Below are 24785 nucleotides of genomic sequence, written 5' to 3'. Positions count from 1 at the left end.
TGACAGAATGATCCGCACACGCGGGCCGCCCGCCGGGCGAGGAGGAGGACGGCTGTGGAGCGGCGCAGAACGGCTGTGGTGGGCGGCGGTATCGCGGGTCTGACCGCCGGTTACATCCTGCGCAACGCCTGCGACGTGTCGCTGTACGAGGCGGACGACCGCCTCGGCGGCCACGCCGACACGCACGAGGTGACCGAGGCCGACGGCCGCGTCCTCGCCATCGACACCGGCTTCATCGTGCACAACGAGCGCACGTACCCGAACCTCCTGCGGCTGTTCGCCGAACTCGGCGTCACCACCCAGGAGTCCGAGATGAGCATGTCGGTGCGCTGCGACGGCTGCGGCCTCGAATACGCCGGCGCACGCGGCTCGTCGGGAGTGCTCGCCCGGCCGCGCACCGCGCTGCGCCCCCGGGCGTTGAGGATGTTCGGCGAGGTCCCGGTCTTCCACCGGAAGGCCCGGCGGCTGCTCGCCGCCGACGAGGGTCCCGGCGACCCGACACTGGGCCGCTTCCTGGCCGACGGACGGTTTTCGGCCTATTTCGTGGCGCACTTCATCACCCCGCTGGTCTGCTCGGTGTGGTCCTGCGCCCCCGCGACCGCCATGGAGTATCCGGCCCGCTACCTCTTCCGCTTCCTGGACCGGCACGGGCTGCTCGCCGTGACCGGGTCACCGCAATGGCGAACGGTCACCGGCGGATCCGCCGCGTACGTCCGGCGGATCGGCAAACAGCTCGCGGCCGTTCACACCGGCGCACCCGTACGCGCGGTGCACCGCTCGGCGGACGGCGTACGCATCGTCACCGCCGACGGCACGGCCAGCGACCACGACGCCGTGGTGCTGGCGGTGCACCCCGACCAGGCACTGCGGCTGCTGGCCGACCCCACTCCGGCGGAGACCGCGGTCCTCGGCGCCTTCCCCTACTCGCGCAACCCCACCGTGCTGCACACCGACGCCTCGGTGCTGCCGCGCGCCCGCCGTGCCAGGGCCTCCTGGAACTACCTGATGCCGTCCTGCGACGCACCCGCGGAACAGGTCCGTATCGGCTACCACATGAACCGGCTGCAACGCCTCGACGCCTCCGAGGACTACATCGTCTCGCTCAACGCCGAGGGCCTGGTCGACCCCGCCCGGGTCATCGCCTCCATGGTCTACGAACACCCCGTCTACACCCCGGAATCCGTCGCCGCCCAGCGCCTGCTCCCGTCGCTGAACACCCCCGTCACCGCCTACGCCGGCGCCTACCACGGCTGGGGCTTCCACGAGGACGGCTGCCGCTCGGGCGTCGAGGCCGCCTCCGCACTGGGGGTCTCGTGGTGAGCCCCGCCGCACCCGCCCTCTACGACTGCCGGATCGACCACATCAGGACCGGCCCGCTGCGCCACCGGGTGCGGCTGAGCACCTACTTGTGGCTGGTCGACCTCGACCGGCTGCCGCGGCTGCCGGCCCTGCTGCGCCCGCTCGCCCGCTTCGACCCCCGCGACCACTTCGGCGGCACCGCGCCCACGCTGCGCGCCGGGCTCGACCGCTTCCTGGCCGCGCAGGGCGAACAGCCGCCGGGCGGGCAGGTGCTGATGCTCGCGAACGCCCGGGTGCTCGGCTACGTCTTCAACCCGCTGACGCTGTACTGGTGCCACGACACCGGCGGCGCCCTGCGCTGCGTGGTCGCCGAGGTGCACAACACCTACGGGGAGCGCCACGGCTATCTGCTGCACACCGACGTCCACGGGCGGGCCGACACCGCCAAGGAGCTGTACGTCTCGCCCTTCCACGGCGTCGACGGCCGCTACCGGATGCACCTGCCGGAGCCCGGGGAGCAACTCGCCGTCACCGTACGGCTCACGCCGGACGGCGGGAGCCCGTTCACCGCGACCGTGCGCGGCACCCGGCGCCCCGCCACCACCCGCGAACTGCTCGCGGCCGCCGCACGGCACCCGTGGTCCACCCTCGTCGTCTCCGCCGCCATCCGCCTGCACGGCATCCGCCTATACCTGCGCGGACTGCCCGTCAGGCCCCGACCGCCGCACCCCACCCAGGAGGGCATGAAGTGAGCACCCCGCTCACCCACCGGCCGCCGGTGGCCGCCCGGCCGCCGGTCGACCCCGAACGCTGGCCCGACGTCGCCCGCGTACCGCGCAGTTCACCGCCGCGCACCGCCATAGCCCGGGCGATCGTCACCCGGGCGCTGCGGCGGCTGCCGCTGCGGGTGCGCTTCGAGGACGGCAGCGCGCTCGGCGACCGCGGACCGCTGCTGACCGTGCACGACCGGCAGGCGTTCTTCCGCCGCATCGGCACCGACGGCCTGATCGGCTTCGGCGAGTCCTACATGGCGGGGGAGTGGGACGCCGAGGACCTGGTCGGCGTGCTGACCGTCATGGCCGGGCACGTCGGCACCCTGGTCCCCGCCTCCTTGCAGCGGCTGCGCGGCGTCTGGGCGCCGCGCACCCCCGACGCCCAGCGCAACACCCCGGACGGCGCCCGGCGCAACATCCGGCACCACTACGACCTGTCCAACGACCTCTTCGCGCTCTTTCTCGACGAGACCCTGACGTACTCCGCCGCGGTCTTCCGCGGCTTCCCCGCCGACCACGCGGTGCTCCCCGCCGCCCAGCACCGCAAGATCGACCGGCTGCTGGACCTCGCGCAGGTCGGCCCCGGCACCCGGCTGCTGGAGATCGGCACCGGCTGGGGCGAACTCGCGCTGCGCGCCGCCGACCGCGGCGCCCGGGTGCTCACCGTGACGCTGTCCGCCGAGCAGCGCGACCTGGCGGTGCGCCGGGTGCGCGAGGCCGGGCAGCAGGACCTGGTCGAGGTCCGGCTCAGCGACTACCGGCAACTGACCGGCAGCTACGACGCCGTGGTCAGCGTCGAGATGATCGAGGCGGTCGGCGCGGAATTCTGGCCCGACTACTTCACCGTGCTCGACCGGCTGCTCGCACCCGGCGGCCGGATCGCGCTGCAGGCGATCACCCTGCCGCACGACCGGCTGCTGGCCACCCGCGACGGCCACACCTGGATCCACAAGTACGTCTTCCCCGGCGGTGTCATCCCCTCCCTGGAGGCCGTCGAGCAGGTCACCGCCGCCCACACGGCGCTGACCGTCGCCCGCCACGACGGCTTCGGCGTGCACTACGCCGAGACCCTGCGGCTGTGGCGCGAGCGCTTCGTACAGCGGGCCGAGGACGTCCAGGCGCTCGGCTTCGACGCGGTCTTCCGCCGCATGTGGACCTTCTACCTCGCCTACTCCGAGGCCGGCTTCCGCTCCGGCTACCTCGACGTACGGCAACTGCTGCTCACACGCCCCGAGCCGGACGCCGCCGGGGCCGCCGGATGAACGGCTTCCCGTGGCAGGCCTTCGCGGTCAACCTCGGGGTCTGCGCCGGGGTCACGCTCGCGGTGTGGCTGGTGACCTTCGCCGTCTCCGTGCGCCGAGGCCTGCACCGGCTGGCCGACATCACCTGGGGCCTGGCCTTCACCGTGGTCGCCGCCGTCAGCTTCGGGCTGTCCGCGGGGCACGGCGACACCGGCCGCCGGGTCCTGGTCCTGGCGCTGACGGCCGGCTGGGGGCTGCGGCTCGCGGTGCACCTGGCCTGGCGCGGCCGGGGCCGGGGCGAGGACCCGCGCTACGCCAGGATGCTCGCCAAGGCCCCCGGCAACCGCAACGCCTACGCGCTGCGGATCGTCCACCTCACCCAGGCCGCCCTGGTCTGGCTGGTGTCGCTGCCGGTGCAGGCCGCCTGCTACGTGCCGGGGGCGCTGGGTCCTGTGGCGGCCGTGGGCGCGGCGCTGTGGCTGCTCGGGGTCGGCTGCGAGGCGGTCGGCGACTACCAGCTGGCCCGCTTCACGGCCGACCCCGGCAACCACGGCCGGATCATGGACCGCGGCCTGTGGTCCTGGACCCGGCACCCCAACTACTTCGGCGACTTCTGCGTGTGGTGGGGGCTGTTCCTGATCGTCTGCGACGATCCCGCGGCGGCCGCGGTCACCGTGGTCTCCCCGCTGACCATGAGCTTCCTGCTGATCGGGGGCAGCGGCAAGCGGATGCTGGAGCGGCACATGGCGGAGCGCCCCGGCTACGCCGAATACCGCGCCCGCACCAGCGGCTTCGTGCCGCTGCCGCCGGCCCGGCCGCGCTGAGCGCGCGGCCGGCCGTCCGGCCGCCGGTCAGCCGGGGGCCCGCCGGCAGCGGGCGTCCTCGGCTCCCGGCGGTGCGTCGGGGCCGCTCTCCCGCAGCTCCACACAGCAGCGGGTGGTGGTCGTACGGACCATCGTCGCCTCGATGCCGTGCGCCTGCATGCCGTCCAGCAGACCGTCGAGCAGCGCCAGGTTGATGGCGCACACCAGCTCGGGGGAGCGCATGACGAGCTGGTGGAAAGGGCAGTTGAGCAGCCGCAGCCGGGTGGGCGCCGGGCGGTCGGGCTCGTAGCCGTACTGTTCGAGTATCGGTTCGGCGACGCTCACCGAGCGCTCGGGGCCGAGCCGGCCGGGGCGCACCCTGGCGCGGGCCGCCTGCCCGATGGCCTCGCCCTGCCGCCGTGCCGCGTTGACCGCGGCCGTCGGCGCGTCCTCGCTGGGCTGGGCGCCCATCACCGCGTCGACCAGGATGCCGGCGATGACATCGCTGCGGCGCTCCGGGATGCTCACCCGGATCTCGACGTCGGCGGGTTCGTAGACCTTGGGCCGGCGGCCGACCCGGGGGATCGCGGCCGGGTTGGCGTAGGAGGTCCGCAACAGGCCGGCCGCCACCAGCTTGTCGAGGTGGAAGGCGGCGAGCTTGGCCGAGATCCCGTCGGCGGCCGCGACGTCCTCACGGGTCACCGGCCGGTGGGCGCGGCGCACGATCTCATGGATGCGCCGTCGCTGCTCGTCCGCGAGCACCGCGACCGCATCCAGCCCCGCGTCCCGCGGGGCCTCGTAGGCAATGGCATCAGACACGGGACCACCATAACGCCCACGTCCGTTTCTGAAACCCCTTTCGCAAAGCCTTCTGTCCGAGACTGGGTGTTGCCACCCGGTGTTAGCTCCAGCGGTTGTTGGCGTAACCGCCGCCGGTGCGGGGTGCCGTCAGTCGGCGCCCCGCACCGGCGGCCGCCGTCAGTCGGCGGTCACCGCGGAGGGCAGCGTGACGCTGCCGCTGAGCGGAAGGTTGCGCGACGAGTCGCCGACCAGGATCTGGTAGGTGCCCGCGTCGGCCACCCAGTGGCCCGCCGTGGTGGACCAGGAGGCCAGCGCGTGGACCGGGACGGTGAAGGTGACCGTGCCCGAGGCGCCCGCGGCCAGGCTGATCCGCTGGAATCCCTTCAACTGGTGCGGCGGCTCACCCGCCGGGCCCGGATCGGCCACGTAGAGCTGGGCGACCTCGGTGCCCGCCCGGCTGCCGGTGTTGGTGACGGTCGCCTTCACCGTCGCCTGCCCGCCCGAGACCGCGCCGACCTGGAGGCTGCCGAACGAGAAGCTGGTGTACGACAGCCCGAAGCCGAACGGGAACAGCGGGGTGAGGTTGTTCGTGTCGTACCACCGGTAGCCGACCTTGAGGCCCTCGGAGTAGTTCACCTGGCCGTTGGTGCCCGGCCACTGGGCCGCGGTGTTCGCCGGGACCTGGGACAGCGACGCGGGGAAGGTCACCGGCAGGTGGCCCGAGGGGTTCACATCGCCGAACAGCAGCGCGGCGATGCCCTGGCCGTACTGCTGGCCGTCGTAGAAGCCCTCGAAGACGCCCGCGACCTGGTTCAGCCACGGCATCAGGATCGCCGAGTTGTTGTTGAGCACCACGATGGTGTGCGGGTTGGCCGCCGCCACCGCGGAGATCAGCGCGTCCTGGCCGCCCGGCAGGTTGAGCGAGGCGTTGTCGGCCTCCTCGTGGCCGTAGTTGTCGCTGGCGAAGACGACCGCGACGCTGGAGGCCCGGGCCAGATTCGCCGCCGCGGTCACGTCCGTGCCCTCGTCGTAGGTCACCTTGGTGCCGGTGTCGGCGAGCCGCTGCTGGATGCCGATGACCGGGGTGTAGGTGCCGCTGCTGGTCACCGTGCCGCTGCCGCCGCCGATCGTCTGGGTGCCGGGTCCCGCGTCGGTGCCGATCACCGCGACACCGGACGGCAGGGCCGCCGGATTCAGCGGCAGGACCCCGTTGTTCTTGAGCAGGACCGTGCCCTCCTCGACGCCCTGCAGGGCGACCTTGTTGTGCGCGGGGGTGGTCACGATCGCCTTGTTGTCACCGGTGGGCGCCTTGTCGAACATCCCGAAGCGGAACATCTGGGTGAGCACCCGGGAGACCATGGTGTCCACGGTCGCCTGGCTGACCCGGCCGTCCTGCACCGCCTGGATCAGGAAGTCGGCGTAGTAGTAGCCGCCGGGCATCTCCACCGTCAGGCCGGCGTTCGCGGACTCGACGGTGGAGTGGATGGCGCCCCAGTCCGACGTCACGAAACCGGTGAAGCCCGCCTGCTGGTAGAGGCCCTTGTTGAGGATGTCGGGGTTCTGGCACGACGGCTCGTTGTTGACATTGCTGTACGCGCACATCACCGCCGCCGCCCCGCCCTCCTTGATCGCGGTCTGGAAGGCGGGCAGGTAGATCTCCTGCAGCGTCCGCGCGTCGACATTGACCGTGCCGGCCGGCTGCTCGATGTTGTACGCGGCGGCGTGCTTGACCTCCGCCATCACCCCCTGCTCCTGGATGCCCCTGATGTCGGCGGCGCCCATCTGCCCCGACAGGTACGGGTCCTCGCCGAAGGTCTCGTACGACCGCCCCCAGCGCGGGTCGCGGATGATGTTCACCGTCGGGCCGAGCGCGACATGCACGCCCTTGCCGGCGAACTCCTGGCCGACCGCGTCGCCGTAGCTCTGCTGCCACTGCGGGTCGAAGGTCGCGGCGGAGACCATGCCGGACGGCATCTGGGTCACCCCGCCGAGCCCGTCGCCGACGCCGGCCGGGCCGTCCTCGAAGTTGACGTCGGGGATGCACAGGGCGGGATTGCCGATGATCTTCCCGATGTAGTCGGGGGCGTCGGTGCCGTGCAGCATCGCGACCTTCTGCTGGAGCGACATCTGCCCCATCAGCTGGGCGACCCTGGTGGAGGTGGCCGCGGTGGAGTTCAGCCACGGGCAGCTGCCGGGAGCGGGCTGCGAGGGCGGCGGCGGGATGGTCGCGGTGACCCCGCCGACGGTGTAGACCTCGAACTCCCACAGCGCGTAGCCGTAGGCGGTGGCCCGGGCGGTGCCGTACATCCGGATGTATCGGCCGCTGCCGGTGGCGTCGATGCTCTGCTTGCCGCCGGGGCCGGTGGTGGTGGAGTAGATCTGCCGCCAGTCGGTGCCGTTGTCGGACAGCTGGATCTGGAAGGCCTTCGCGTAGGCGTTCTCCCAGTTGATCACGACCCGGCAGACCGGCAGGCTCGCGCCCAGGTCGACCTGGAACCACTGCGGGTCCGAAGAGGCGCTGGACCAGCGGCTGATGGTGCTGCCGTCCACGCCGTAGACGGCCGAGTAGCCGGGGTCGCCGTCCTGGAGGGAGGAGGCGGTGGCCGGGTGGCCGAGCGCGGCGTTCGCGGTGCCGCAGTCGCCGGTGCCGGTGCCGGTGCCGCCCGTGGTGCCTCCGGTGCCGCCGCCCGAGGTGCCGCTGCCCCCGGTGCGGACCTGGAACTCCCACAGCGAGTAGCCGTAACCCGTGGCGCGGGCGCTGCCGTTGACGCGGACGTAGCGGCCGGTGCCGGTGACGGTGAGGGTCTGGACGCCGCCGGTGCCGGTCGTGGTGGAGTACACCGGGGTCCAGGTGGTGCCGTTGTCGGACAGCTGGATCTGGAAGGCCGTGGCGTAGGCGGCCTCCCAGTTCAGCACGACCTGGCAGACCGGGACACTGCTGCCGAGGTCGACCTGGAGCCACTGCGGGTCGGCGGCGGCGCTGGACCAGCGGGTGCCGGTGTTGCCGTCGACGGCCGCGGCGGGCGGGGTGCCGGCGTTCTCGGTGGACGACGCGGTGGCGGGCCGGTCGAGTGCTGCGTTGTCGGTGCCGCAGGCGGTGGGTCCTGTGGTGCCGCTGGTGCCGTAGACCTGGAACTCCCAGAGGGAGTAGCCGTATCCGGTGGCGCGGGCGGTGCCGTAGAAGCGGACATAGCGACCGGAAGCGTTTACGGGGACTGTCTGCACGCCGCCGGTCGCGGTGGTGGTGGAGTAGGCGTCGGTCCAGGTGGTGGCGTTGTCGGAGACCTGGATCTTGTAGGCGGTGGCGTACGCCGACTCCCAGTTGAGGGTGACGGAGCTGAGGGTGGCGGTGGCGCCGAGGTCGACCTGGAGCCATTGCGGGTCGGCCGCCGCGCTGGACCAGCGGGTGCCGGTGTTGCCGTCGACGGCTGCCGAGGCGGGGGTCCCGGCGTTCTCGGTGGACGAGGCTGTCGCGGTCCTGCCCTGCGACAGCAGGGAAGGCGCGGCATGCGCGGGGCGTGCGGCGGTGAAGAGGGCGGCGATCAGCGCGAGGACGGCGGCCGAGGCGAGCCAGGCGGCGCGGGTGGTGCGGACAGCACGGGATCTGACCCTGTTGCTGGCATACATGAGTCTCCCTCAAGGGGGGTGTGGGGGGAACGCAGGAGATCTCTGGACGGCGGCCGCCGGGCGGTGGTGCGGTGAACGGTGACACATGGAGCGGGAGAGCGCTCTCCAATGCGGAAGTGAACACTCGCGTGCAGGAGGCGTCAAGGCCTCGACGTGAACTCGCCCGCGCCTCACCGGCGGTACAGCGGCGGACGTGGGCGGATGCTCCCGGGCCCGAAGCGACCTTCCCGGGGTGCCGGGCGGTTGCAGAGGTATGGGCGGTGACATGCGCCCGGCCCCGCGCGGCCCGGGGGAGCGGTTGCCGGGCCGCGCCGGACCACCCCCGCGCCGCCGCCCGCCTGCCTCCCGCGCCCCCTTGTACCGAAGGGCTCCCCATGCCTTTCCCTTCTCCCCGTCCGCTGCTGTCAGGGCTGGGCGCGGCGGCGATCGCCGTACTCGCCGGCGTGTCCGAGGCGCGTATGAGGCAGCTGCCGGCCGTTCTCGACCCCGCCCTGCACCCGGCGGTCGTGATGGGCGACGCGGCGTCGCTGGCGCGCTGAGCGGGCGGCGCGGTCAGCCGGTGGGGCCGGCCCGGAAGGCGTCGGCGTTGCGGGCGCACCAGTCGGCGAAGGTGGCCGGCTTGCGCCCGAGCAGCTCCTCGACGGTGTCGGTGCGGAAGCCCTCGGTGTCGGCCCGCAGCAGCGCGAAGCCCTCGACGAGGGCTTCGGCGAGGGCGGGCGGGGCGCCGCCGGGGAAGCGGGCCGCCACCGTTTCCTGCGCGGTCACGGCGGGCCGTACGGCGATCGGCCGGCCCGCGGCGGCGGCGATGATCGCCACCTGCTCGGCCACCGTGAAGGCCTCGGCGCCGGTGAGGGCGTATTCCGCGCCCGCGTGGCCCTCGCCGGTGAGGGCGAGGGCGGCGACCGCGGCGACGTCCGCCGGGTCGATCGGGGCGAGGCGTCCTGGGCCGACCGGGTCCAGGACGTAGCCGCCCGCGCGGATGGTCGGCAGCCAGTCCAGCGCGTTGGTCATGAAGCCGCCGGGCCGCAGGACGGTGGCCGGGATGCCGCAGTCGCGGACGATCTGCTCGCGGGCGTGGTGCCAGCGGCCCATCGCGGGCATCGGGTCGCCCAGGACGTTGGTCGAGGACAGCTGCACGAGGTGCCGTACGCCCGCGGTCCGCGCGGCGGCCACCGCGTGGGCCGTGGTGTCGGTGCCGATCCCGGGGGTGAGCAGGAACAGCCGGTCCACGCCGGCGAAGGCTGCGGTCAGCGTGTCCGGCGCGGTGAGGTCGCCGGTGAAGCGTTCCGCGCTCGCGGGCAGGGCGGCTGCCCGGGTCGGATCGCGCACCAGGACGCGGAAGGCGGCGCCCGCCGCGTCGAGCTGCCCGACCAGCTCGCGGCCGATGTTTCCGGTGCCGCCGGTGACGAGTATCATCGGGATCCCCCCAGGTCGTTTGCCGTCTAATGAATCGACCCGGGGAACGTTAGCCGGTTAATCATTAGCCGTCAATCGATTCTGTGGGCGCGCGGCGGCCGCCCTCGCCGACGGGAGGCCGCGATGCCCGAATTCCTCGACCTGCACAGCAGGACCACCAAGGTGCTGCGCACGCTCGCCGACGAGGCGATGCGCCGGCACGGCCTGCACTACGGCCAGCACCACCTGCTCGCCGCGCTGTGGGAGCAGGACGGCAGGACGCCGGGCGAGATCGCGGCGAAACTGCATGTCACCACCCCGACGGTGGTCAAGATGGCCGACCGGATGACCGCGTCGGGACTGCTGGTACGCCGCCGCGACGACCGGGACAACCGGCTGGTCCGGCTGTGGCTGACCGACGCCGGACGCGCGCTGCGCGAGCCGGTCGAAGCCGAACGTCTGGAGCTCGAACGGCAGGTCACCGCGGACCTGACCGAGGCCGAGCGGACCCAGTTGATGGCGGCCCTGGCGAAGGTCGGCCGCGCGGCCGGCGCCCTGCTCGACGGCTCCTGACCGGCCGCGGGCCCGAGCCGGGTACGGCTCGGGCCCGCGGCCGGGTCACTGCCTCAGCCCTGCAGTTCGAGCCCCGCGAGCCGCAGCAGCAGGTCCTTGACCTCCGTCACATGGAAGCGGTCCCTGCCGTACGCCGGGTCCGAGCAGATCAGCACCGGGCCGTCCTGCGGGTCGTCCGGCAGCCGGCCGTGGCTGCCGCGTACGCACGACGGGTCGAGGCCGACCACCTGGAGCGAGGTGCGGATGCCCAGTTTGAGCTTGGCCACCGACATCGCCGCCCGCACCTTGACCGTCGGATCGGTCGGGTCGAGGAACAGCTCCGCCGGGTCGTAGCCGGCCTTGCGGAAGATCTCCACCCCGGTCGCGAAGTCCGGCGCGAGATCGTCGTCGAGCCAGTAGTAGTACGTGAACCAGGCGTCCGGCTCGGCGATCGCGATCAGCTCGCCCGAGCGCTCGTGGCCGATCCGCAGTTCCGACTGCTCGCTGCGGTCCAGCACCCGGTCCACGCCGGGCAGTGCCTTGACCACGTCCCGCACCCGGGGGATGTCGCCCGGGTCGCGGACGTAGACGTGCGCCACCTGGTGGTCGGCGACCGCGAAGGCCGGCGAGGTCCACGGGTCCAGATTCTCCATGTCCTGCTGGACGTAGACGTTCAGCAGCCCCTCGCGGCGCAGTGCCCGGTTGATGTCGACCGGGCGGCGGGCCGCGGTGATGCCGTACTCGCTCAGTGCCACCACTGTCGTGCCCTCGGCCCGCAGCCTGCGCAGCAGCGGGGCCAGTTCGTCGTCCACCGCGCGGGCCGCGGCCGGCGCCTCGGGCCCGTCGGGGCCGTGCCGCTGCAACTCGTAGTCCAGGTGCGGGATGTAGACCAGCAGGGTGTCGGGGCGGCGGGTGTCCAGGATGTGCCCGGCGGCGCGGACGATCCACCGGGTGGAGGCGATGCCCGCCCCGGGACCCCAGTAGTTGAACAGTGGGAACTGCCCCAGGGCCGCGGTCAGTTCGTCGTGGACGGACTGCGGATGGGCGTAGCAGTCCTGGCCCTTGCGGCCGTCGTAGTGGTAGACCGGGCGCGGGGTCACCGTGACGTCGACGTCCATGCCCATGGCGTACCACCAGCAGATGTTGCCGACCCGGTAGTCGGGGTCGCTGCGGCGGCCCGCGGCCCACAGCTTGTCGCCCCGCACCAGGCTGTTGGACTGCCGCCAGTGGAAGATCTCCCCGGCGTCGCGGAAGAACCAGCCGTTGGCGACGATGCCGTGCTCGTCGGGCATCGAGCCGGTGAGGATGCTGGACTGCACCGGGCAGGTCAACGCCGGGAAGACGGTGCCCATTTCGGCCGTGAAGCCCTCGGCGGCGACCTTCCGCAGCGCCGGCATGTGGGCCAGCAGCCGCGGGGTGAGGCCGACCACGTCGAGGACGACGGTCCTGCTGCGCTGTGCCGACGGCGTCATGCCGTCACCTCCTTGAGGCCGAGATCGGTCAATGTCCCCGCCGCCCAGGCCACTTCCGCGGCGATCCCGGCGACCAGGGCGTCCGCGCCCTCCGGCCGCCGGTCCGCGGGCAGCACCGACCAGGTGTACGTCTCGACCTCGACGTGGTCGGCCAGCGCCGCGGGTCCGCCGAAGAGCAGCCCGAGGGTCTGTTCGAGTACGGCCGAGGTGCCGGCCAGCGGCGGCTCCGGCGGCGCGTGCAGGGGGACGTGGAAATGCACCCGCCAGGGCGCCGCGCCGGGCAGCGCGCCGGGACCCGACAGCGCCTCGCCCAGGTCGTCGGCCGCGTGGGCGGCGCCGCCCGTGCCCGCCTCCCGGGTCTGGTGCAGGAAGCGCGGTTCCACGAAGGCCGCCAGCGCCTCGCGGACCGCGGGGTCGGACGGGTCGTCGGCCTGCAGGGCGCAGGACGCCTGCACCTTGACCACCGCGAGCCCGGCCGCCGCGAGCCGGTCCAGCACCTGCGCGGGGTCCTCGTAGGACACCGCCAGATGGCACACATCGAGGCACAGGCCCAGCAAGTCGCCGCCCAGACCGGTCAGTTCCCGTTCGATCTGCTCCACCGTCTCGACCGCGCAGCCGGGTTCGGGCTCGAAGGCGACCCTGACCGGCCGGCCGTCGCGGTCCGCCTGCGCGGCGAGGCCCGCCTCCAGGGCCCGTATCCGCTGCCCCGCCGCCGCCCGCCGGTCCGCGTCCCAGGGGTCGCGCCAGGCCAGCGGCAGCGTCGAGATGCTGCCGTGCGGGGCGTCGTCGGGAAGCAGGCCCGACAGCACCTGCGCCAGGTCGAGGGTGTAGGCGAGCCGCGCCTGCGACGTCCAGTCCGGGCTGTAGACCGCGTGCTTGACGACCGGCGCGTGGAAGCCGCGGTAGGGGAAGCCGTTGAGGGTGACCACTTCGAGGCCGCGGAAGTCGAGTTCGGCCCGCAGCCGGGCCACCGCCGTACGGTCGGCGGCCAGTTCGCGCGCCACGTCATGGGCGAGCCACAGGCCGAGGCCGAGCCGGTCGGCGCCGAGCCGTTCGCGTACCGGCAGGGCGTAGTGGTCGAGTTGGCCGACGATGCCGGCCAGGTCCTCGGCCGGGTGGACATTGGTGCAGTAGCCGAGATGGACGGTCGTGCCGTCTGCGTGCCGCAGACGCATGGGGACCTCCTGGGGTCAGCGGGATCCGCGCTGGACGGAATTGCCCTCGAAGAGCGACGCCGGGTCGAGGGCCGGCTCGTCCACGTCCAGCCGCCCGCTGATGCCGTAGAAGGCCACCGGGTTCTGCCACAGCACCCGGTCGACGTCCTCGGCGGTGAAGCCCGCGGCGAGCATCGCCTCACCGGTGGCGAGGGTCCGCAGCGGATCGCTGTGGCCCCAGTCGGCGGCCGAGTTCACCAGGACCCGTTCCGTGCCGTACTCCTTCAGGATCGCGACCATCCGGTCGGGCTCCATCTTGGTGTCGGGGTAGATGGAGAAGCCCGCCCAGCAGCCGGACTCCAGCACCTGGCGGACGGTCAGCTCGTTGAGGTGGTCGACCACGACGTGCTCGACCGGGATGCCGGACTCCCTGATCACGTCGATCGATCTGGCCGTGCCCGTCGCCTTGTCGCGGTGCGGGGTGTGCACCAGGGCGGGCAGCCGGTGCTCGACGGCCAGCGCGAGCTGCGTGGTGAAGGCCTTCTCCTCCGCCGAGGTCATCGAGTCGAAGCCGGTCTCGCCGACCGCGACCACCCCGTCCTTGGCCAGATAGCGCGGCAGCAGGTCGAGCACCTCCGCGCAGCGCGGGTCGTTGGCCTCCTTCGGGTTGAGCCCGATGGCGCAGTGGTGTTTGATGCCGAACTGCGCGGCGCGGTAGGGCTCCCAGCCGAGCAGCCCGTCGAAGTAGTCGACGAAGCTCGCGGCGGACGTCCGCGGCTGGCCCAGCCAGAACGCGGGCTCCACCAGGGCGCGTACGCCCGCCGAGTACATCGCCCGGTAGTCGTCCGTGGTGCGCGAGGTCATGTGGATGTGCGGGTCGAAGATGCGCATGCGGTGCTCCTGGGTGGGATGGCGGGGGTCAGCGCAGAGCGGCGAGCACCCGGCGGGCGGCCTCGGCCCTGCGCGGTACCGGCGAGGCCGCCTCCGCGTGGATGGGCGAGGCGTCGAGCAGCGCGGGGAAGCGCCGCACCAGGGGAAGGACGTCGGCGGGCACATCGCGGCCGGCCGCGACCCGCTCATGGGCGAAGTCCAGCAGCATCCTGGCGAGTTCGGCGTCGGTACGCTCGTCGAGCCCGGCCACCGCGCTCAGCGGGATGCCCAGGAAGACGCATTTGAGCACCCCCTGCCGCCAGGTCCCGATGTCGAGCACGGCCGCGGCCGGGCCCAGCGCGGCGCCGACCAGCGCGATGTCGTTGGTGCGGAGCGCGTCCTCGATCAGCGGCAGCGCGCCGGGGCCCAGGTCCAGATACGGCAACGCCCGCAGTACAGCCCGCCGTTCCGCCCGGTCCCCGCGCGCGTAGAGGTCGGCCGCCGCCTCCGCGCCCGCACCGGCCAGCAGGACGACGCGGGCCGCCTCGTCCACCGTCCAGCCGTCCCAGCCGGGCGCGGTCAGCGGACCCCGCCCGCAGGAGCGGCCAGCGGCGGGGAAGTCGGCGAGCAGCGCGGCCGGATCCGCGGCGGCCCTGGCCGCCGCCGCTGCCAGCCACTCCCGGCCCTGCGGCGTCAGATCCGCGTCCACGGCGTCGGCCGGTGAGAGCCGCGGCGTCCGCGCGTGCGCGCGCAGGAAGTCCAGCGAGCGGCGGGCGGTGTCCGGCGCGCTGTGGCTGTGCCGGGGGAGTTCGACCGCGACGAGCCCGCCGTAGCCGACCTCGGCGAGGGCGGCGAGCACCGGCGTGAAGTCGATCTCGCCCTCGCCGAACTCCAGATGCTCGTGCACGCCCCGCCGCATGTCGTCGATCTGCACGTTCACCAGATCGGGCCCGGCGATCCTGACGCAGTCGGCCACCGACTCCGACTCCAGGCAGCGGCAGTGGCCGATGTCCAGCGTCAGCCGGAAGGACGCGGGGGCGCCCAGCGCGTCCCGCAGCCGCCGGTAGCCGGCCAGGTCCTCGACCAGCATGCCGGGTTCCGGCTCGAAGCCCAGGACCACGCCCTCGCGGGCCGCGGTCTGCGCGAGCCGCCCGCAGCCCTCGGCCAGCAGTTCCCAGCCGCGCTCGGGCGACGTGCCGCCGGGCAGCACCCCGCTCCAGAAGGACACGGCCTCGGCGCCGAGCCCGGCGCCGATACGTACCGCCCGCTCCAGGAAGTCGATCCGGGTCTCGCGGCCGTCCGCGTCCTCGTGCAGCAGCGTGGGGGAGTGCTTGTGCCACGGGTCGAGCAGGTAGCGCGCCCCCGTCTCCACGACCACCGCCAGGCCCAGCGCGTCCAGCCGCCGCCGTACCGTGCGCAGATGACCGGCCAGGTCGGGGTCGAACGGGTCGAGGTGGGCGTGGTCGAGGGTCAGGGCGACGCCCTCGTAGCCGAGGCCGGCGATCACGTCGAGGGCCTCGTCGAGGCGGTGGTTGGCGAAGCCGTTGGTGCCGTAGCCGAAGCGCAGTGGAGAGTGTGACGTCACGTCGGTGACACCTTCCGAGAGAGCCGGCGGGCCAGCGGCAGCGCCGCCAGAAGAGGAAGTGCGACCCGGGTCGCCCCCGCGCGGCCCGCCAGCGCCGCTTGCAGCGGGAGCACCCCGAGGATCCCGGCGCCGACGGCCCGTTGCAGCCGCCGGGGGTCGGGCTTGCGGATCGCCGCGAACTGGGCGCCGCCGAAGGTGCGCCCGTACACCGACAGCAGCGCGGCCGACGCGGCCCGGTGCCGTCCGCGCGCGCCCGGCGCCGCGGCCACTCCCGCCGCGAGCACGGCGGTCGCGGCGAGGGTCGCCTCGGGCAGCGCGTGCGACGAGCCCTCCGCCTCGCGGCGGCTCAGTGCCATCACGATCCCGGTGTGCGCGGCGATCGTCGCGGCGGCGGGCGCCGCCGCCCGCCTGCCCTGCGCTCCCGCCGCGAGCAGCACATCGAGGCCGCGGGCCGCGGCCATCGCCGGCGCGCCCAGCGGGGTGTCCTTGAGCGCCAGGTCGTACGCCCACACCACGGCGGCCAGTGGCAGCGCCGTGCCCAGCGCCCGCCGGCCGCCCGCCGCGGCGGCCACGCCGAGGCCCGCCGCGGTCAGCGCGGCGGCCGTCACCAGCGCGGCACGCGGGCTCACCCGGCCCGAGGGGATCGGCCGCCCGGGCCGCTCGACGGCGTCGACCTCGCGGTCGGCGTAGTCGTTGAGCGCCATGCCGCTCCAGTAGAGGAGTACGGAGGCGCCCGCGAGGCCCGCGGTGGCCCGCACCCCGAACGGCCACCCGGCCGCGCTCGCCCCGACCAGTACGTCACCCGGCACGGTGAGAGCGGCGGGGGCCCGCACCAGCTCGGCTAATACGCCGACTTCGGGTATTCGCGCCGGGCCGTCCTGGCCTGTCCGCGGCGCTTTTGTCGCTGGTCGCGCAATTCCCGGCACCCCTGGAAGGGCGCCATTTGCGGTGGCGTTCACAGTCGCGCTCCGTTCTGGCGTGTCGCGCAGTTCCCCGCGCCCCTGAGGGTTGCCCTCCTGCTGTCTCATTCACACCTGTGGCGCCGCCGGGGTTGATCACGCAATTCGCCTTGCGGTGAGCTGTCACCATTCGTTCGTATGCGGTTTCGCTTGCGCGGGCAGCCCCATTTGCGGTGGTGGCCCATGCCTTTACCCGACGGTCCGTCGTGGCCGGTCGCGCCGTTCTCCGCGCCCCTTTGGGGCTGCCACTTGCGGTGGCGCCTCGCGTGCGGCCCGGCGGGGGCTCGCCGCGCAGGTCCCTGCGCCCCCGGGTGGGTGCCACTTGCTGTTGCCTTCACACCTGCGGTGCGTCTCGGCCGGTCGCGCCGTTCCCCGCGCCCTTTTGGGGCGTCCTCTGCCGCGGAGGGCAAGCCATCAGGGGCGCGGGGACCTGCGCGATCAGCCACGACGGCGCGACCGACGAAAACGCGCCGCACGAGGCAACCCCCGGCAGGCGGCCGGACCCGCGCGGAGCGCCTGGCGTGAACCGTGTAAGGGGCACCGACCGTACGGGTGCGAACGCCCGGTAGGGGCACCGCACCGCAAGCCTGGCCCGGCGCGCACCGTGCCAGGCGTACAGGGAGAGTCGAACCGCCGGCCAGGCGCTCCGCGCGGTGGCCGACCGCATACGTCACCTCCAGGTGTCACCCCGTGGAGCCACGCCCGCGCGGCAGGAAAGGCCAGGCCGACGAGCGTCGGGGCGCGGCCCACTCGTCGGGCACCCTTCGCGTCAGCGACCTGTTCGTCAGTTCAGCGAATAAACTAATCACCGCTTCCCCGCACGGCAAGAGCCAGTCAAGAATCGGTTGAACGCACCACGCGCCGCGGCGACTTGGGCAACCCTGAAGCGGTGCCCCGGCGCCGCCGGGGGCCGGGGTCGAGTCCGTGAAAGTCGGCGCGTAAGGTACATCCCCGGCATCCGCAACGATCACCGCCGGTGCGCCACGGCGGTCGGCCGCGCCTGCCGCCGTACGGCCCATCGGTCCGCTTCGGCGTTTCTGTGAGTGTCCTGAAGGTCGTTGACCTGCGGTGAAGCGTCTATTAGTTTGATGAATGAATAAATGGGTCGGAGAAGTTTGCCGGGCAGGACCCGTCGTGGTCCGCGTCGGCGGAGAAAGGTCGCAGCGTGATGAACGGCGGCGGGCAGCCGGCGAGCAAACAGAGCATGCGCCGGCACAACCTGGCGCTGGTGCTCCGTCAGGTCGCTGCCAGTGAAAGCGCCTCGCGGGCCACCGTCGCGGCCCGGGTGGGACTCACCAAGGCCACCGTCTCCTCGCTCGTCGAGGAACTGCGGCTGGCCGGCCTCGTCATCGAGCACGTGCCGGAGAATCAGGGCAGGGTCGGCCGCCCCGGCGGCGCGCTCGCGCTCAACCCGCAGGGCGCCGCGGGCGTCGGCGTCGAGGTCAACGTCGACTACACCGCGGTCTGCGTCGCCGACCTGACCGGCGCCCCCCGGGTCCGGCTCACCGAACGGGCGGACAACCGCGGCCGGGACGCCGAGGAGACGCTGCACTCGGCGGGCCGGCTCGCGGCCAGGGCGTGCGCCGCCGCCCGGCGGGCGGGGCTCAGCCCGGTCCAGGTGACCCTGGGCGTCCCGGGCCTGGTCCACGACGACAAGGTGCTGCACGCCCCCAACCTGGACTGGCGCCACATCCCCGCCGCCGAACTGCTGGTACGCGGCCTGGGCAGGCAGCGGCTCGCGGTGTCGGTGGACAACGAGGCCAACCTCGCCGCGATCGGCGAGTTCCAGGCCAGGCCGGCCGGCGCGGGGGCGAGCTTCCTGTACGTGTCGGGCGAGATCGGCATCGGCGCCGGGCTGATGGTGGACGGCACGCTCTTCCGCGGCGGCGGCTTCGCCGGAGAGATCGGCCACGTCACGGTGATCCCTGACGGCCCCGAGTGCGGCTGCGGCGCGCGCGGCTGCCTCGAACGCTACGCGGGCCAGGACGCGCTGCTGGAGGCCGCCGCGCTCGACACGGTGAGCGCGACCCGGCTGGGCTCCGCGCCCGTGGCGACCGCCACCGCGACCCGCGCCGGCGGCGGCCCCGGCCGACACGCCCTCCAGGACGCGCCGACCGAGGGCAGCGCCCCGGTGGAGCGGCTCGCCGCGCTCGCCGCCGAGGGCGACGAGGCCGCGGTCAGGGCGCTCGCGGTGGCCGGCCGGGCGCTGGGCGTCGCGCTGTCGGGGGCGGTGAATCTGCTCGACCCGCCCGAGGTGGTGATCGGCGGGATCTACGCCAGGCTGGCGCCCTGGCTGGTGCCCAGCCTCCAGGTGCAGCTGCACGAGCGGGTCACCTCGGGCCGCTGGCGCTCCGACCGGCTCCAGGTGTCCGGGCTCGGCACCGAAGCGGCGGTACGCGGCGCCGCGGGGGCCGGGGTGCAGGCGATCCTGCGCGACCCGTCGGCGTACATCGACCTGACCGGCCCGGTGCTCTGAGCGATCATCAATTCCCCCCTGAAGCGGCCCTGTTGACGTCCGGGCCGGTGGTGAAGGCCGGGGCGGAAGCGCTTATTGGCTTGTGTGTGACAACCCTTGACGCTCCGCGCCCGGCCAATTAGTTTTTTGAACCAACGAACCAATTCATCACTCCGCCCGCGGTTTGCGCTGATCAGCGCGCCGTGGCGGAGCCGAGGCATCCCTTGTCACCACCAAGTCTCCAGGTGATGCCGTTATGCCGCAGGACGGACCCTTCGCCGCCCGGCGCGAGCAGACCTGCTTCGCCGCGCCCCGACGGGGTCCGTCCGTTCCACCCTGCGGCACATCCCCCCGCAGTGCGTCCGAACGAGGAGCCGCCATGCGCACGCCCCGCCCACGCACACGTCTCGCCCTGCTCGCGGCACTGAGCCTGTCCGCGGCAGCCGTACTGACCGCCGCGGCCCCCGCGGTGAACGCCGCCCCGGCCCCGCCGTCCGTCGGCCGGGCCGCGGCGGCCCCCTTCAAGATCCTGGTGTTCTCCAGGACCACCGGCTTCCGCCACGACTCCATCCCGGCGGGCATCGCCGCCATCCAGCAGCTCGGCGCGCAGAACAACTTCACCGTCGACGCCACCGAGGACGACTCGAAGTTCACCGACGCCAACCTGGCGCAGTACGCGGCCGTGGTCTTCCTGTCGGCGACCGGCGACCCGGTCACCACCCAGGCGGAGAAGGACGCCTTCCAGCGCTACATCGAGCACGGCGGCGGCTACGCCGGCGTCCACGCCGCCTCCGACAGCGGCTACACCTGGGCCTGGTACGGCAGCCTGGTGGGCGCGTACTTCAAGCAGCACCCCGCCATCCAGCCGGCCACCGTGACCGTCGAGGACCACACCCACCCGTCGACCCAGGGCCTGCCGAACACGTACACCCACACCGACGAGTGGTACGACTTCCAGACCAACCCCCGCTCCCAGGTGCACGTGCTGGCCTCGGTCGACGACAACTCCTACACCGGCTCGACCATGGGCGCCGACCACCCCACCACCTGGTGCCACGCCTACGACGGCGGCCGGGCCTGGTACACCGGCATGGGCCACACCATCGAGAGCTACACCGAGCCGGACTTCCTGCACGTGCTGCTCGGCGGCATCCAGACCGCGGCCGGCGTCGTCCCCGCCAACTGCGCGGTCGACACCACCCCGCCGCCGGCCGACCCCGGGATCACCCTCAAGGCGCACGCCAACGGCAAGTACGTGACCGCGCCGGGCGGCGGCGCCCAGCCGCTGATCGCCGGCAGCGCCACGGCCGGCACCGCCGAGAAGTTCGACGAGGTCGACCTCGGCGGCGGCAACATCGCGCTGCGCGCCCACGCCAACCACCAGTTCGTGACGGCGGAGAACGCCGGCGCCGCCTCGCTGATCGCCAACCGGGCCGCGGCGGCCGGCTGGGAGACCTTCCAGCTGATCCACAACTCCGACGGCAGCATCAGCCTCAAGGCCGGGGTCAACGGGAAGTACGTGACGGCCGAGAACGCCGGCGCCCAGCCGCTGATCGCCAACCGCGCCGCCATCGGTCCGTGGGAGGAGTTCGACCTCACCACGAGCTGAGCCCAGGCAACGCCCGCCGCACGGCCGCACTCGCCATCCGCAGCCGTGATGGTCTGTCATGCCCATGATCACCCCACCGAGGAGACCCCACGTGTTTTCCGTACGACCACGACCACGACCACGACCGCGCCCCCGGGCACGGCTGCGCACCTGGCTGACACTGCTGGTGGCGCTGCTGACGCTGCCCGCCCTCGCGGTGCTCACCACCGCACCGGCCAGTGCCGCGGGCCGGCAGACCGCCGGCGCCGCGAGCCCGGCCGTCGCCGGTGTCCCCGACAGCAGCTTCCAGAAGGTGCTGCTCAACAACTCGGGCGGAAACCCGCTGCAGTTGGACATCGCCAGCGACGGCCGGGTCTTCTTCATCGACATGCTCGGCGATGTGCGGATCATCAACACCAGCGGCACCACCGTGACGGCGGGCCACCTCGACGTCTTCACGGCGAACGAGAGCGGGCTGCTCGCGATGGCCCTCGACCCGGCCTTCGCCACCAACCACTGGATCTATGTCTACTACTCGCCCGCGGCCACGAGCGTCGACCGGCTGAGCCGCTTCACCGTCAACGGCTCCACGCTGGACATGACCAGCGAGAAGGTGGTCCTGGACGTCCCCGTCCAGCGCGCCGAGTGCTGCCACCACGGCGCCGGCATGGCCATGGACCACAAGAACGGCAACCTGTGGCTCTCCATCGGTGACAACACCAACCCGTTCGCCTCCGACGGCTACGCGCCGATCGACGAGCAGGCGGGCCGCGCCACCTGGGACGCCCAGCGCACCGCGGGCAACACCAACAGCCTGTCGGGCAAGGTGCTGCGCATCCACCCGGAGGCCAACGGCACCTACACGGTCCCGGCCGGCAACCTCTTCCCCGCGGGTACCGCCAAGACCAGGCCCGAGATCTACGCCATGGGCTACCGCAACCCCTTCCGGCTGGCCCTCGACCCGAAGACCGGCTTCCCCGTGGTCGGCAACTACGGCCCCGACGCCGGCGGCCCCAACGCCGGCCGCGGCCCGGAGAACACCGTGGAGTGGGACCTGCTGAGCAAGCCGGTCAACGCGGGCTGGCCGTACTGCATCGGCAACAACACCCCCTACATCGACTACAACTTCGCCACCCAGACCTCCGGCGCCCCCTTCGACTGCGCGGGCGGCCCGACCAACAACTCGCCGAACAACACCGGCCTGACCAAGCTGCCGCCGGCCACCCCGGCGACCGTCTGGTACCACTACAACACGGACGCGAACAACTTCCCGCTGCTCAGCGGCGGCGCCCCGATGGCAGGACCGGTCTACCGCTACGACGCCAACCTGGCCTCGGACCGCAAGTGGCCGGCCGCGATGGACGGCCAGGCGATCTTCTCCGAGTGGAACACCAGCAAGGTCTACACCTTCCACGTCAAGCCGGACAGCAGCGGCATCGACGACATGCAGACCTTCCTGCCGTCGGTGTCGTTCAAGAAGCCGATGGACATGAAGTTCGGCCCCGACGGCGCCCTCTACATGGTCGAGTGGGGCACCGGCTACGGCGGCAACAACGCCGACGCGGGCATCTACCGCATCGACTACCTCAACGGCGGAGCGCTGCCGGTCGCCGCGGCGAGCGCCAACCGCACCAGCGGCCCCGCGCCGCTCGCGGTGAACTTCTCCAGCAGCGGATCGAACGACCCGGCGGGCGGCAGCCTCAGCTACAAGTGGGCCTTCGGCGACGGCGCGACGTCCACCACCGCCAACCCCAGCCACACCTACACCGCGGTCGGCAACTACACCGCCGTGCTGACCGTCACCAACAGCGCGGGCAAGTCCGCCACCGCGAGCCTGGCCGTCACCGCGGGCAACACCATGCCGACCCTCACCGTCAACGGGCCGCCCAACGGAGGGGTGTTCGACTGGGGTGACAAGGTCAACTTCGCGGTCACCGTCACCGACCCCGAGGACGGCACCGTCGACTGCGGCCAGGTCAAGATCCAGGCCATCCTGGGCCACGACACCCACGGCCACCCGCTCGACCAGTACACCGGGTGCAGCGCCACCGTCAGCACGACCCTGTCCAACGGCCACAGCGACGGCGACAACGTCTTCTACGTGATCGAGGCCACCTACACCGACAAGGGCGGCTCCGGCGGGGCGGCCCCGCTCACCGGCCGGGCCCAGATCACCCTGCAGCCCAAGCACAAGCAGGCCGAGTTCTTCACCGACACCGGCCGGACCACGGACGGGCAGGGCACCGACACCCCGGGTGTCACCGTCGAGAGCGGCGCCGACAGCGCCGGCGGCGGCCAGGACATCGGCTTCATCGAGGACGGCGACTACTGGAGCCTCGCGCCGATCGCGCTGAACAACGTCACCGCGGTGCAGTTCCGCACGGCCTCGGCGAATTCCGGCGGCCGGATCGAGGTCCGCTGGAACGCCCCGAACGGGCCGCTGCTCGGCACCGCCACCGTACCGAGCACCGGGGCCTGGCAGACGTACACCGACGTCACCGCCAACCTCAGCAATGTGCCCACCGGCAGCGGCAAGGTCTACTTCGTCGCCCGCAACCCGTCCGGGCACACCGGGCCCGGCGCGCTGATGAACGCCAACTGGGAGATGTTCGTCGGCGCGGGCGTCGGCACGCCCGGCACCCCCGGCGGCGGCACGGGCATCAGCCTCAAGGCGCACGCCAACGGCAAGTACGTGACCGCGCCGGGCGCGGGCGCCCAGCCGCTGATCGCCGCCAGCACCACCGTCGGCACCGCCGAGAAGTTCGACGAGATCGACCTCGGCGGCGGCAACATCGCGCTGCGCGCCCACGCCAACAACCAGTACGTGACGGCCGAGAACGGCGGCGCCGCCTCGCTGATCGCCAACCGGGCGGCGCAGGGCCTGTGGGAGACGTTCGCGCTGATCCACAACTCCGACGGGAGCGTCAGCCTCAAGGCCGCGGCCAACGGCAGCTACGTGACGGCCGAGAACGCCGGCGCCCAGCCGCTGATCGCCAACCGGGCCGCCATCGGCCCCTGGGAGGAGTTCGACCTGAGCACCGCGTGAGTGCCGGCCCCCGGGCCGCACACACGGAACTGCCCCGGGCCGACGGCCCGGGGCAGTTCCATGAGGGGGTCCGCGGGAGGAGCGGACGGCGCGGTCAGGTGAAGGACGTCGGGAGGTACTGGTCGACGTTGTCCTTGGTGACCGTCGCCGAGAACAGCGTGATCGAGGTCGGCACCTCCTGCTCGACCAGGTCGCCCATGCCCTTGCTCTGGCCGATCAGCCGGGCCAGCGTGACCGCGGACGCCGACATGCTCGACGGATAGACCACGGTGGCCTTGAGCACCCCGCTGTCCGCCTTGATCTGCTGCATCGCGTGCTGCGACCCGGCGCCGCCGACCATGAAGAACTCGCTGCGCCCGGCCTGCTTGATGGCCGCCTCCACACCGATGCCCTGGTCGTCGTCGTGGTTCCAGACCGCGTCGAGCTTGGAGCGGGCCTGCAGCACATTGCTCATCACCTGCTGGCCGCTGTCCGCGGTGAAGGCGGCGGCCTGCCGGATGCTCACCGAGAAGCCCGCCTTGGCGAGCGCCTGCTTGAAGCCCAGGCTGCGCTGCTTGGTCAGGTCGAGGTTGTCGATGCCGGCGATCTCGCCGATCACCGGCTTGCTGACACCCTTCGCCTTGAGGGTCCTGATGATGTACTGGGCGGCGTTGACGCCCATGCCGTAGTTGTCGCCGCCGATCCAGGTGCGGTAGGCGAGCGAGTTGTCGAAGACCCGGTCGAGGTTGACCACCGGGATGCCCGCGTCCATCGCCTGGGTGCCGATCGCGGTCAGCGCCTTGCCGTCGAAGGGCAGGATCACCAGGACGTCGACCTTCTTGTCGATCAGCGTCTGGACCGCGCTGATCTGAGCGTTGACGTCGTTGGTGCCCTCGGCCGCCTGGAAGCTGACATCGCTGTACTGCCCCGCCTGCGCCTTGGCGTTCTTGGTGATCGCCGCGATCCAGCCGTGGTCGGCGGCGGGCGCGGAGAAGCCGACGGTGACGTGCTTGCCCGGGGTGCTGCCCGACGCGGCGGTCGTCGCCTTCACATTGGCCTTGTCCGAGTCGCCGTTGGAGTTGCTGGTGCACGCCGACAGCAGCAGACCGCTGCCCAGGGCGCCTGCGCCGAGCAGCATGTTTCTGCGCCCCATGGCCGTGGGTCCGGTCTCTTTCATACGGGTGTT

Annotated in this window: 18 protein-coding genes and 1 pseudogene; 9 read left to right on the top strand and 10 right to left on the bottom strand. The window is 72.7% G+C overall.

The features are described 5' to 3' along the window. The first annotated feature begins 54 nt into the window (after positions 1-54). The 4 genes from OHA86_RS02460 to OHA86_RS02445 are packed head-to-tail and all read left to right on the top strand — an operon-like array spanning position 55 to position 4137. Entirely contained in the window at positions 55-1320 is a 1266-nt protein-coding gene (locus tag OHA86_RS02460) for an NAD(P)/FAD-dependent oxidoreductase (RefSeq protein WP_329172040.1), read from the top strand. Further along, positions 1317-2051: a DUF1365 domain-containing protein gene (locus OHA86_RS02455; RefSeq protein ID WP_329172038.1), complete on the top strand. Its 735-nt coding sequence runs from the start codon at positions 1317-1319 to the stop codon at positions 2049-2051. The genes OHA86_RS02460 and OHA86_RS02455 overlap by 4 nt, the downstream gene beginning before the upstream one ends. Next, the gene (locus OHA86_RS02450) at positions 2048-3334 is read left to right on the top strand and encodes a cyclopropane-fatty-acyl-phospholipid synthase family protein (protein WP_329172036.1); all 1287 of its coding nucleotides are present in this window, start codon (positions 2048-2050) and stop codon (positions 3332-3334) included. The genes OHA86_RS02455 and OHA86_RS02450 overlap by 4 nt, the downstream gene beginning before the upstream one ends. Continuing rightward, positions 3331-4137: a DUF1295 domain-containing protein gene (locus OHA86_RS02445; protein WP_329172035.1), complete on the top strand. Its 807-nt coding sequence runs from the start codon at positions 3331-3333 to the stop codon at positions 4135-4137. Before OHA86_RS02450 ends, OHA86_RS02445 begins: the two co-directional genes overlap by 4 nt. Before the next feature lie 27 nt (positions 4138-4164). Here the strand turns inward: OHA86_RS02445 and OHA86_RS02440 are convergent, their stop codons facing one another. Both OHA86_RS02440 and OHA86_RS02435 read right to left on the bottom strand, forming a co-directional pair. Continuing rightward, positions 4165-4935 carry a helix-turn-helix transcriptional regulator gene (locus OHA86_RS02440; protein WP_329172033.1) on the bottom strand — a complete coding sequence of 257 codons (771 nt, stop codon included), beginning with the start codon at positions 4933-4935 and terminating at the stop codon, positions 4165-4167. 159 nt (positions 4936-5094) lie between these two features. Then, a complete protein-coding gene (locus tag OHA86_RS02435) occupies positions 5095-8544 on the bottom strand; it encodes a discoidin domain-containing protein (RefSeq protein WP_329172030.1) in 3450 nt (1149 codons plus the stop codon). A 374-nt stretch (positions 8545-8918) separates the two neighbouring features. Here OHA86_RS02435 and OHA86_RS02430 point away from each other — a divergent pair, with 374 nt between their 5' ends. Then, positions 8919-9083, top strand: coding sequence for a hypothetical protein (locus tag OHA86_RS02430; RefSeq protein ID WP_329172028.1), 165 nt, complete (start codon positions 8919-8921; stop codon positions 9081-9083). Positions 9084-9096: 13 nt separating this feature from the next. On the opposite strand, the gene OHA86_RS02425 is transcribed toward OHA86_RS02430, so the two are convergent. Beyond that, positions 9097-9960, bottom strand: a complete 864-nt coding sequence (locus tag OHA86_RS02425) for an NAD(P)H-binding protein (protein ID WP_329172026.1) — start codon at positions 9958-9960, stop codon at positions 9097-9099. Positions 9961-10083: 123 nt separating this feature from the next. Here OHA86_RS02425 and OHA86_RS02420 point away from each other — a divergent pair, with 123 nt between their 5' ends. After that, positions 10084-10512 (top strand): MarR family winged helix-turn-helix transcriptional regulator, encoded by a 429-nt coding sequence (locus OHA86_RS02420; RefSeq protein WP_329172024.1) that lies wholly within the window; start codon positions 10084-10086, stop codon positions 10510-10512. Positions 10513-10565: 53 nt separating this feature from the next. Here OHA86_RS02420 and OHA86_RS02415 read toward each other — a convergent pair whose 3' ends face one another. The 6 genes and pseudogenes from OHA86_RS02415 to OHA86_RS02395 form a co-directional block, all read right to left on the bottom strand. Beyond that, positions 10566-11963, bottom strand: coding sequence for an alkaline phosphatase family protein (locus OHA86_RS02415; protein WP_329172022.1), 1398 nt, complete (start codon positions 11961-11963; stop codon positions 10566-10568). Continuing rightward, on the bottom strand, positions 11960-13138 hold the full coding sequence (eboE, locus tag OHA86_RS02410; protein WP_329172021.1) for a metabolite traffic protein EboE: 1179 nt from the start codon (positions 13136-13138) through the stop codon (positions 11960-11962). The genes OHA86_RS02415 and eboE overlap by 4 nt, the downstream gene beginning before the upstream one ends. Before the next feature lie 15 nt (positions 13139-13153). After that, positions 13154-14008 carry a TatD family hydrolase gene (locus OHA86_RS02405; RefSeq protein WP_329172019.1) on the bottom strand — a complete coding sequence of 285 codons (855 nt, stop codon included), beginning with the start codon at positions 14006-14008 and terminating at the stop codon, positions 13154-13156. A gap of 28 nt (positions 14009-14036) precedes the next feature. Then, positions 14037-14540, bottom strand: coding sequence for an EboA domain-containing protein (locus OHA86_RS35985; protein WP_443071958.1), 504 nt, complete (start codon positions 14538-14540; stop codon positions 14037-14039). A gap of 162 nt (positions 14541-14702) precedes the next feature. After that, a pseudogene (locus OHA86_RS35980) lies at positions 14703-15572 on the bottom strand (sugar phosphate isomerase/epimerase family protein); the annotation flags it as partial. After that, complete coding sequence (locus OHA86_RS02395) at positions 15569-16405, bottom strand: SCO3242 family prenyltransferase (RefSeq protein WP_329172014.1); 837 nt, start codon at positions 16403-16405, stop codon at positions 15569-15571. The pseudogene OHA86_RS35980 and the gene OHA86_RS02395, both read right to left, overlap by 4 nt. A 1330-nt stretch (positions 16406-17735) precedes the next feature. On the opposite strand from OHA86_RS02395, the gene OHA86_RS02390 reads away from it, so the two are divergent. From OHA86_RS02390 to OHA86_RS02380, 3 genes are all read left to right on the top strand, one after another. Then, the gene (locus OHA86_RS02390) at positions 17736-19007 is read left to right on the top strand and encodes an ROK family transcriptional regulator (protein WP_329172012.1); all 1272 of its coding nucleotides are present in this window, start codon (positions 17736-17738) and stop codon (positions 19005-19007) included. A gap of 358 nt (positions 19008-19365) precedes the next feature. Further along, positions 19366-20595 (top strand): ThuA domain-containing protein, encoded by a 1230-nt coding sequence (locus tag OHA86_RS02385; protein ID WP_329172010.1) that lies wholly within the window; start codon positions 19366-19368, stop codon positions 20593-20595. Positions 20596-20686: 91 nt separating this feature from the next. Continuing rightward, positions 20687-23620 carry a PQQ-dependent sugar dehydrogenase gene (locus OHA86_RS02380; RefSeq protein ID WP_329172009.1) on the top strand — a complete coding sequence of 978 codons (2934 nt, stop codon included), beginning with the start codon at positions 20687-20689 and terminating at the stop codon, positions 23618-23620. A gap of 94 nt (positions 23621-23714) precedes the next feature. On the opposite strand, the gene OHA86_RS02375 is transcribed toward OHA86_RS02380, so the two are convergent. Beyond that, positions 23715-24776, bottom strand: coding sequence for a substrate-binding domain-containing protein (locus OHA86_RS02375; protein ID WP_329172008.1), 1062 nt, complete (start codon positions 24774-24776; stop codon positions 23715-23717). Between the last annotated feature and the right edge of the window lie 9 nt (positions 24777-24785).

Source organism: Streptomyces sp. NBC_01477 (genome assembly GCF_036227245.1).
In the GTDB taxonomy this organism is placed as follows: domain Bacteria; phylum Actinomycetota; class Actinomycetes; order Streptomycetales; family Streptomycetaceae; genus Actinacidiphila.
Note: the sequence above shows the minus strand (reverse complement) of the source record. Positions and strands in the feature narration are given on the sequence as shown.

Coding starts and splice junctions, on each gene's coding strand:
- OHA86_RS02445 (WP_329172035.1), top strand. CDS start 3,331: ATGAACGGCTTCCCGTGGCAGGCCTTCGCGGTCAACCTCGGGGTCTGC.
- OHA86_RS02435 (WP_329172030.1), bottom strand. CDS start 8,544: ATGTATGCCAGCAACAGGGTCAGATCCCGTGCTGTCCGCACCACCCGC.
- OHA86_RS02430 (WP_329172028.1), top strand. CDS start 8,919: ATGCCTTTCCCTTCTCCCCGTCCGCTGCTGTCAGGGCTGGGCGCGGCG.
- OHA86_RS02425 (WP_329172026.1), bottom strand. CDS start 9,960: ATGATACTCGTCACCGGCGGCACCGGAAACATCGGCCGCGAGCTGGTC.
- OHA86_RS02420 (WP_329172024.1), top strand. CDS start 10,084: ATGCCCGAATTCCTCGACCTGCACAGCAGGACCACCAAGGTGCTGCGC.
- OHA86_RS02415 (WP_329172022.1), bottom strand. CDS start 11,963: ATGACGCCGTCGGCACAGCGCAGCAGGACCGTCGTCCTCGACGTGGTC.
- eboE (WP_329172021.1), bottom strand. CDS start 13,138: ATGCGTCTGCGGCACGCAGACGGCACGACCGTCCATCTCGGCTACTGC.
- OHA86_RS02405 (WP_329172019.1), bottom strand. CDS start 14,008: ATGCGCATCTTCGACCCGCACATCCACATGACCTCGCGCACCACGGAC.
- OHA86_RS02390 (WP_329172012.1), top strand. CDS start 17,736: ATGCGCCGGCACAACCTGGCGCTGGTGCTCCGTCAGGTCGCTGCCAGT.
- OHA86_RS02385 (WP_329172010.1), top strand. CDS start 19,366: ATGCGCACGCCCCGCCCACGCACACGTCTCGCCCTGCTCGCGGCACTG.
- OHA86_RS02375 (WP_329172008.1), bottom strand. CDS start 24,776: ATGAAAGAGACCGGACCCACGGCCATGGGGCGCAGAAACATGCTGCTC.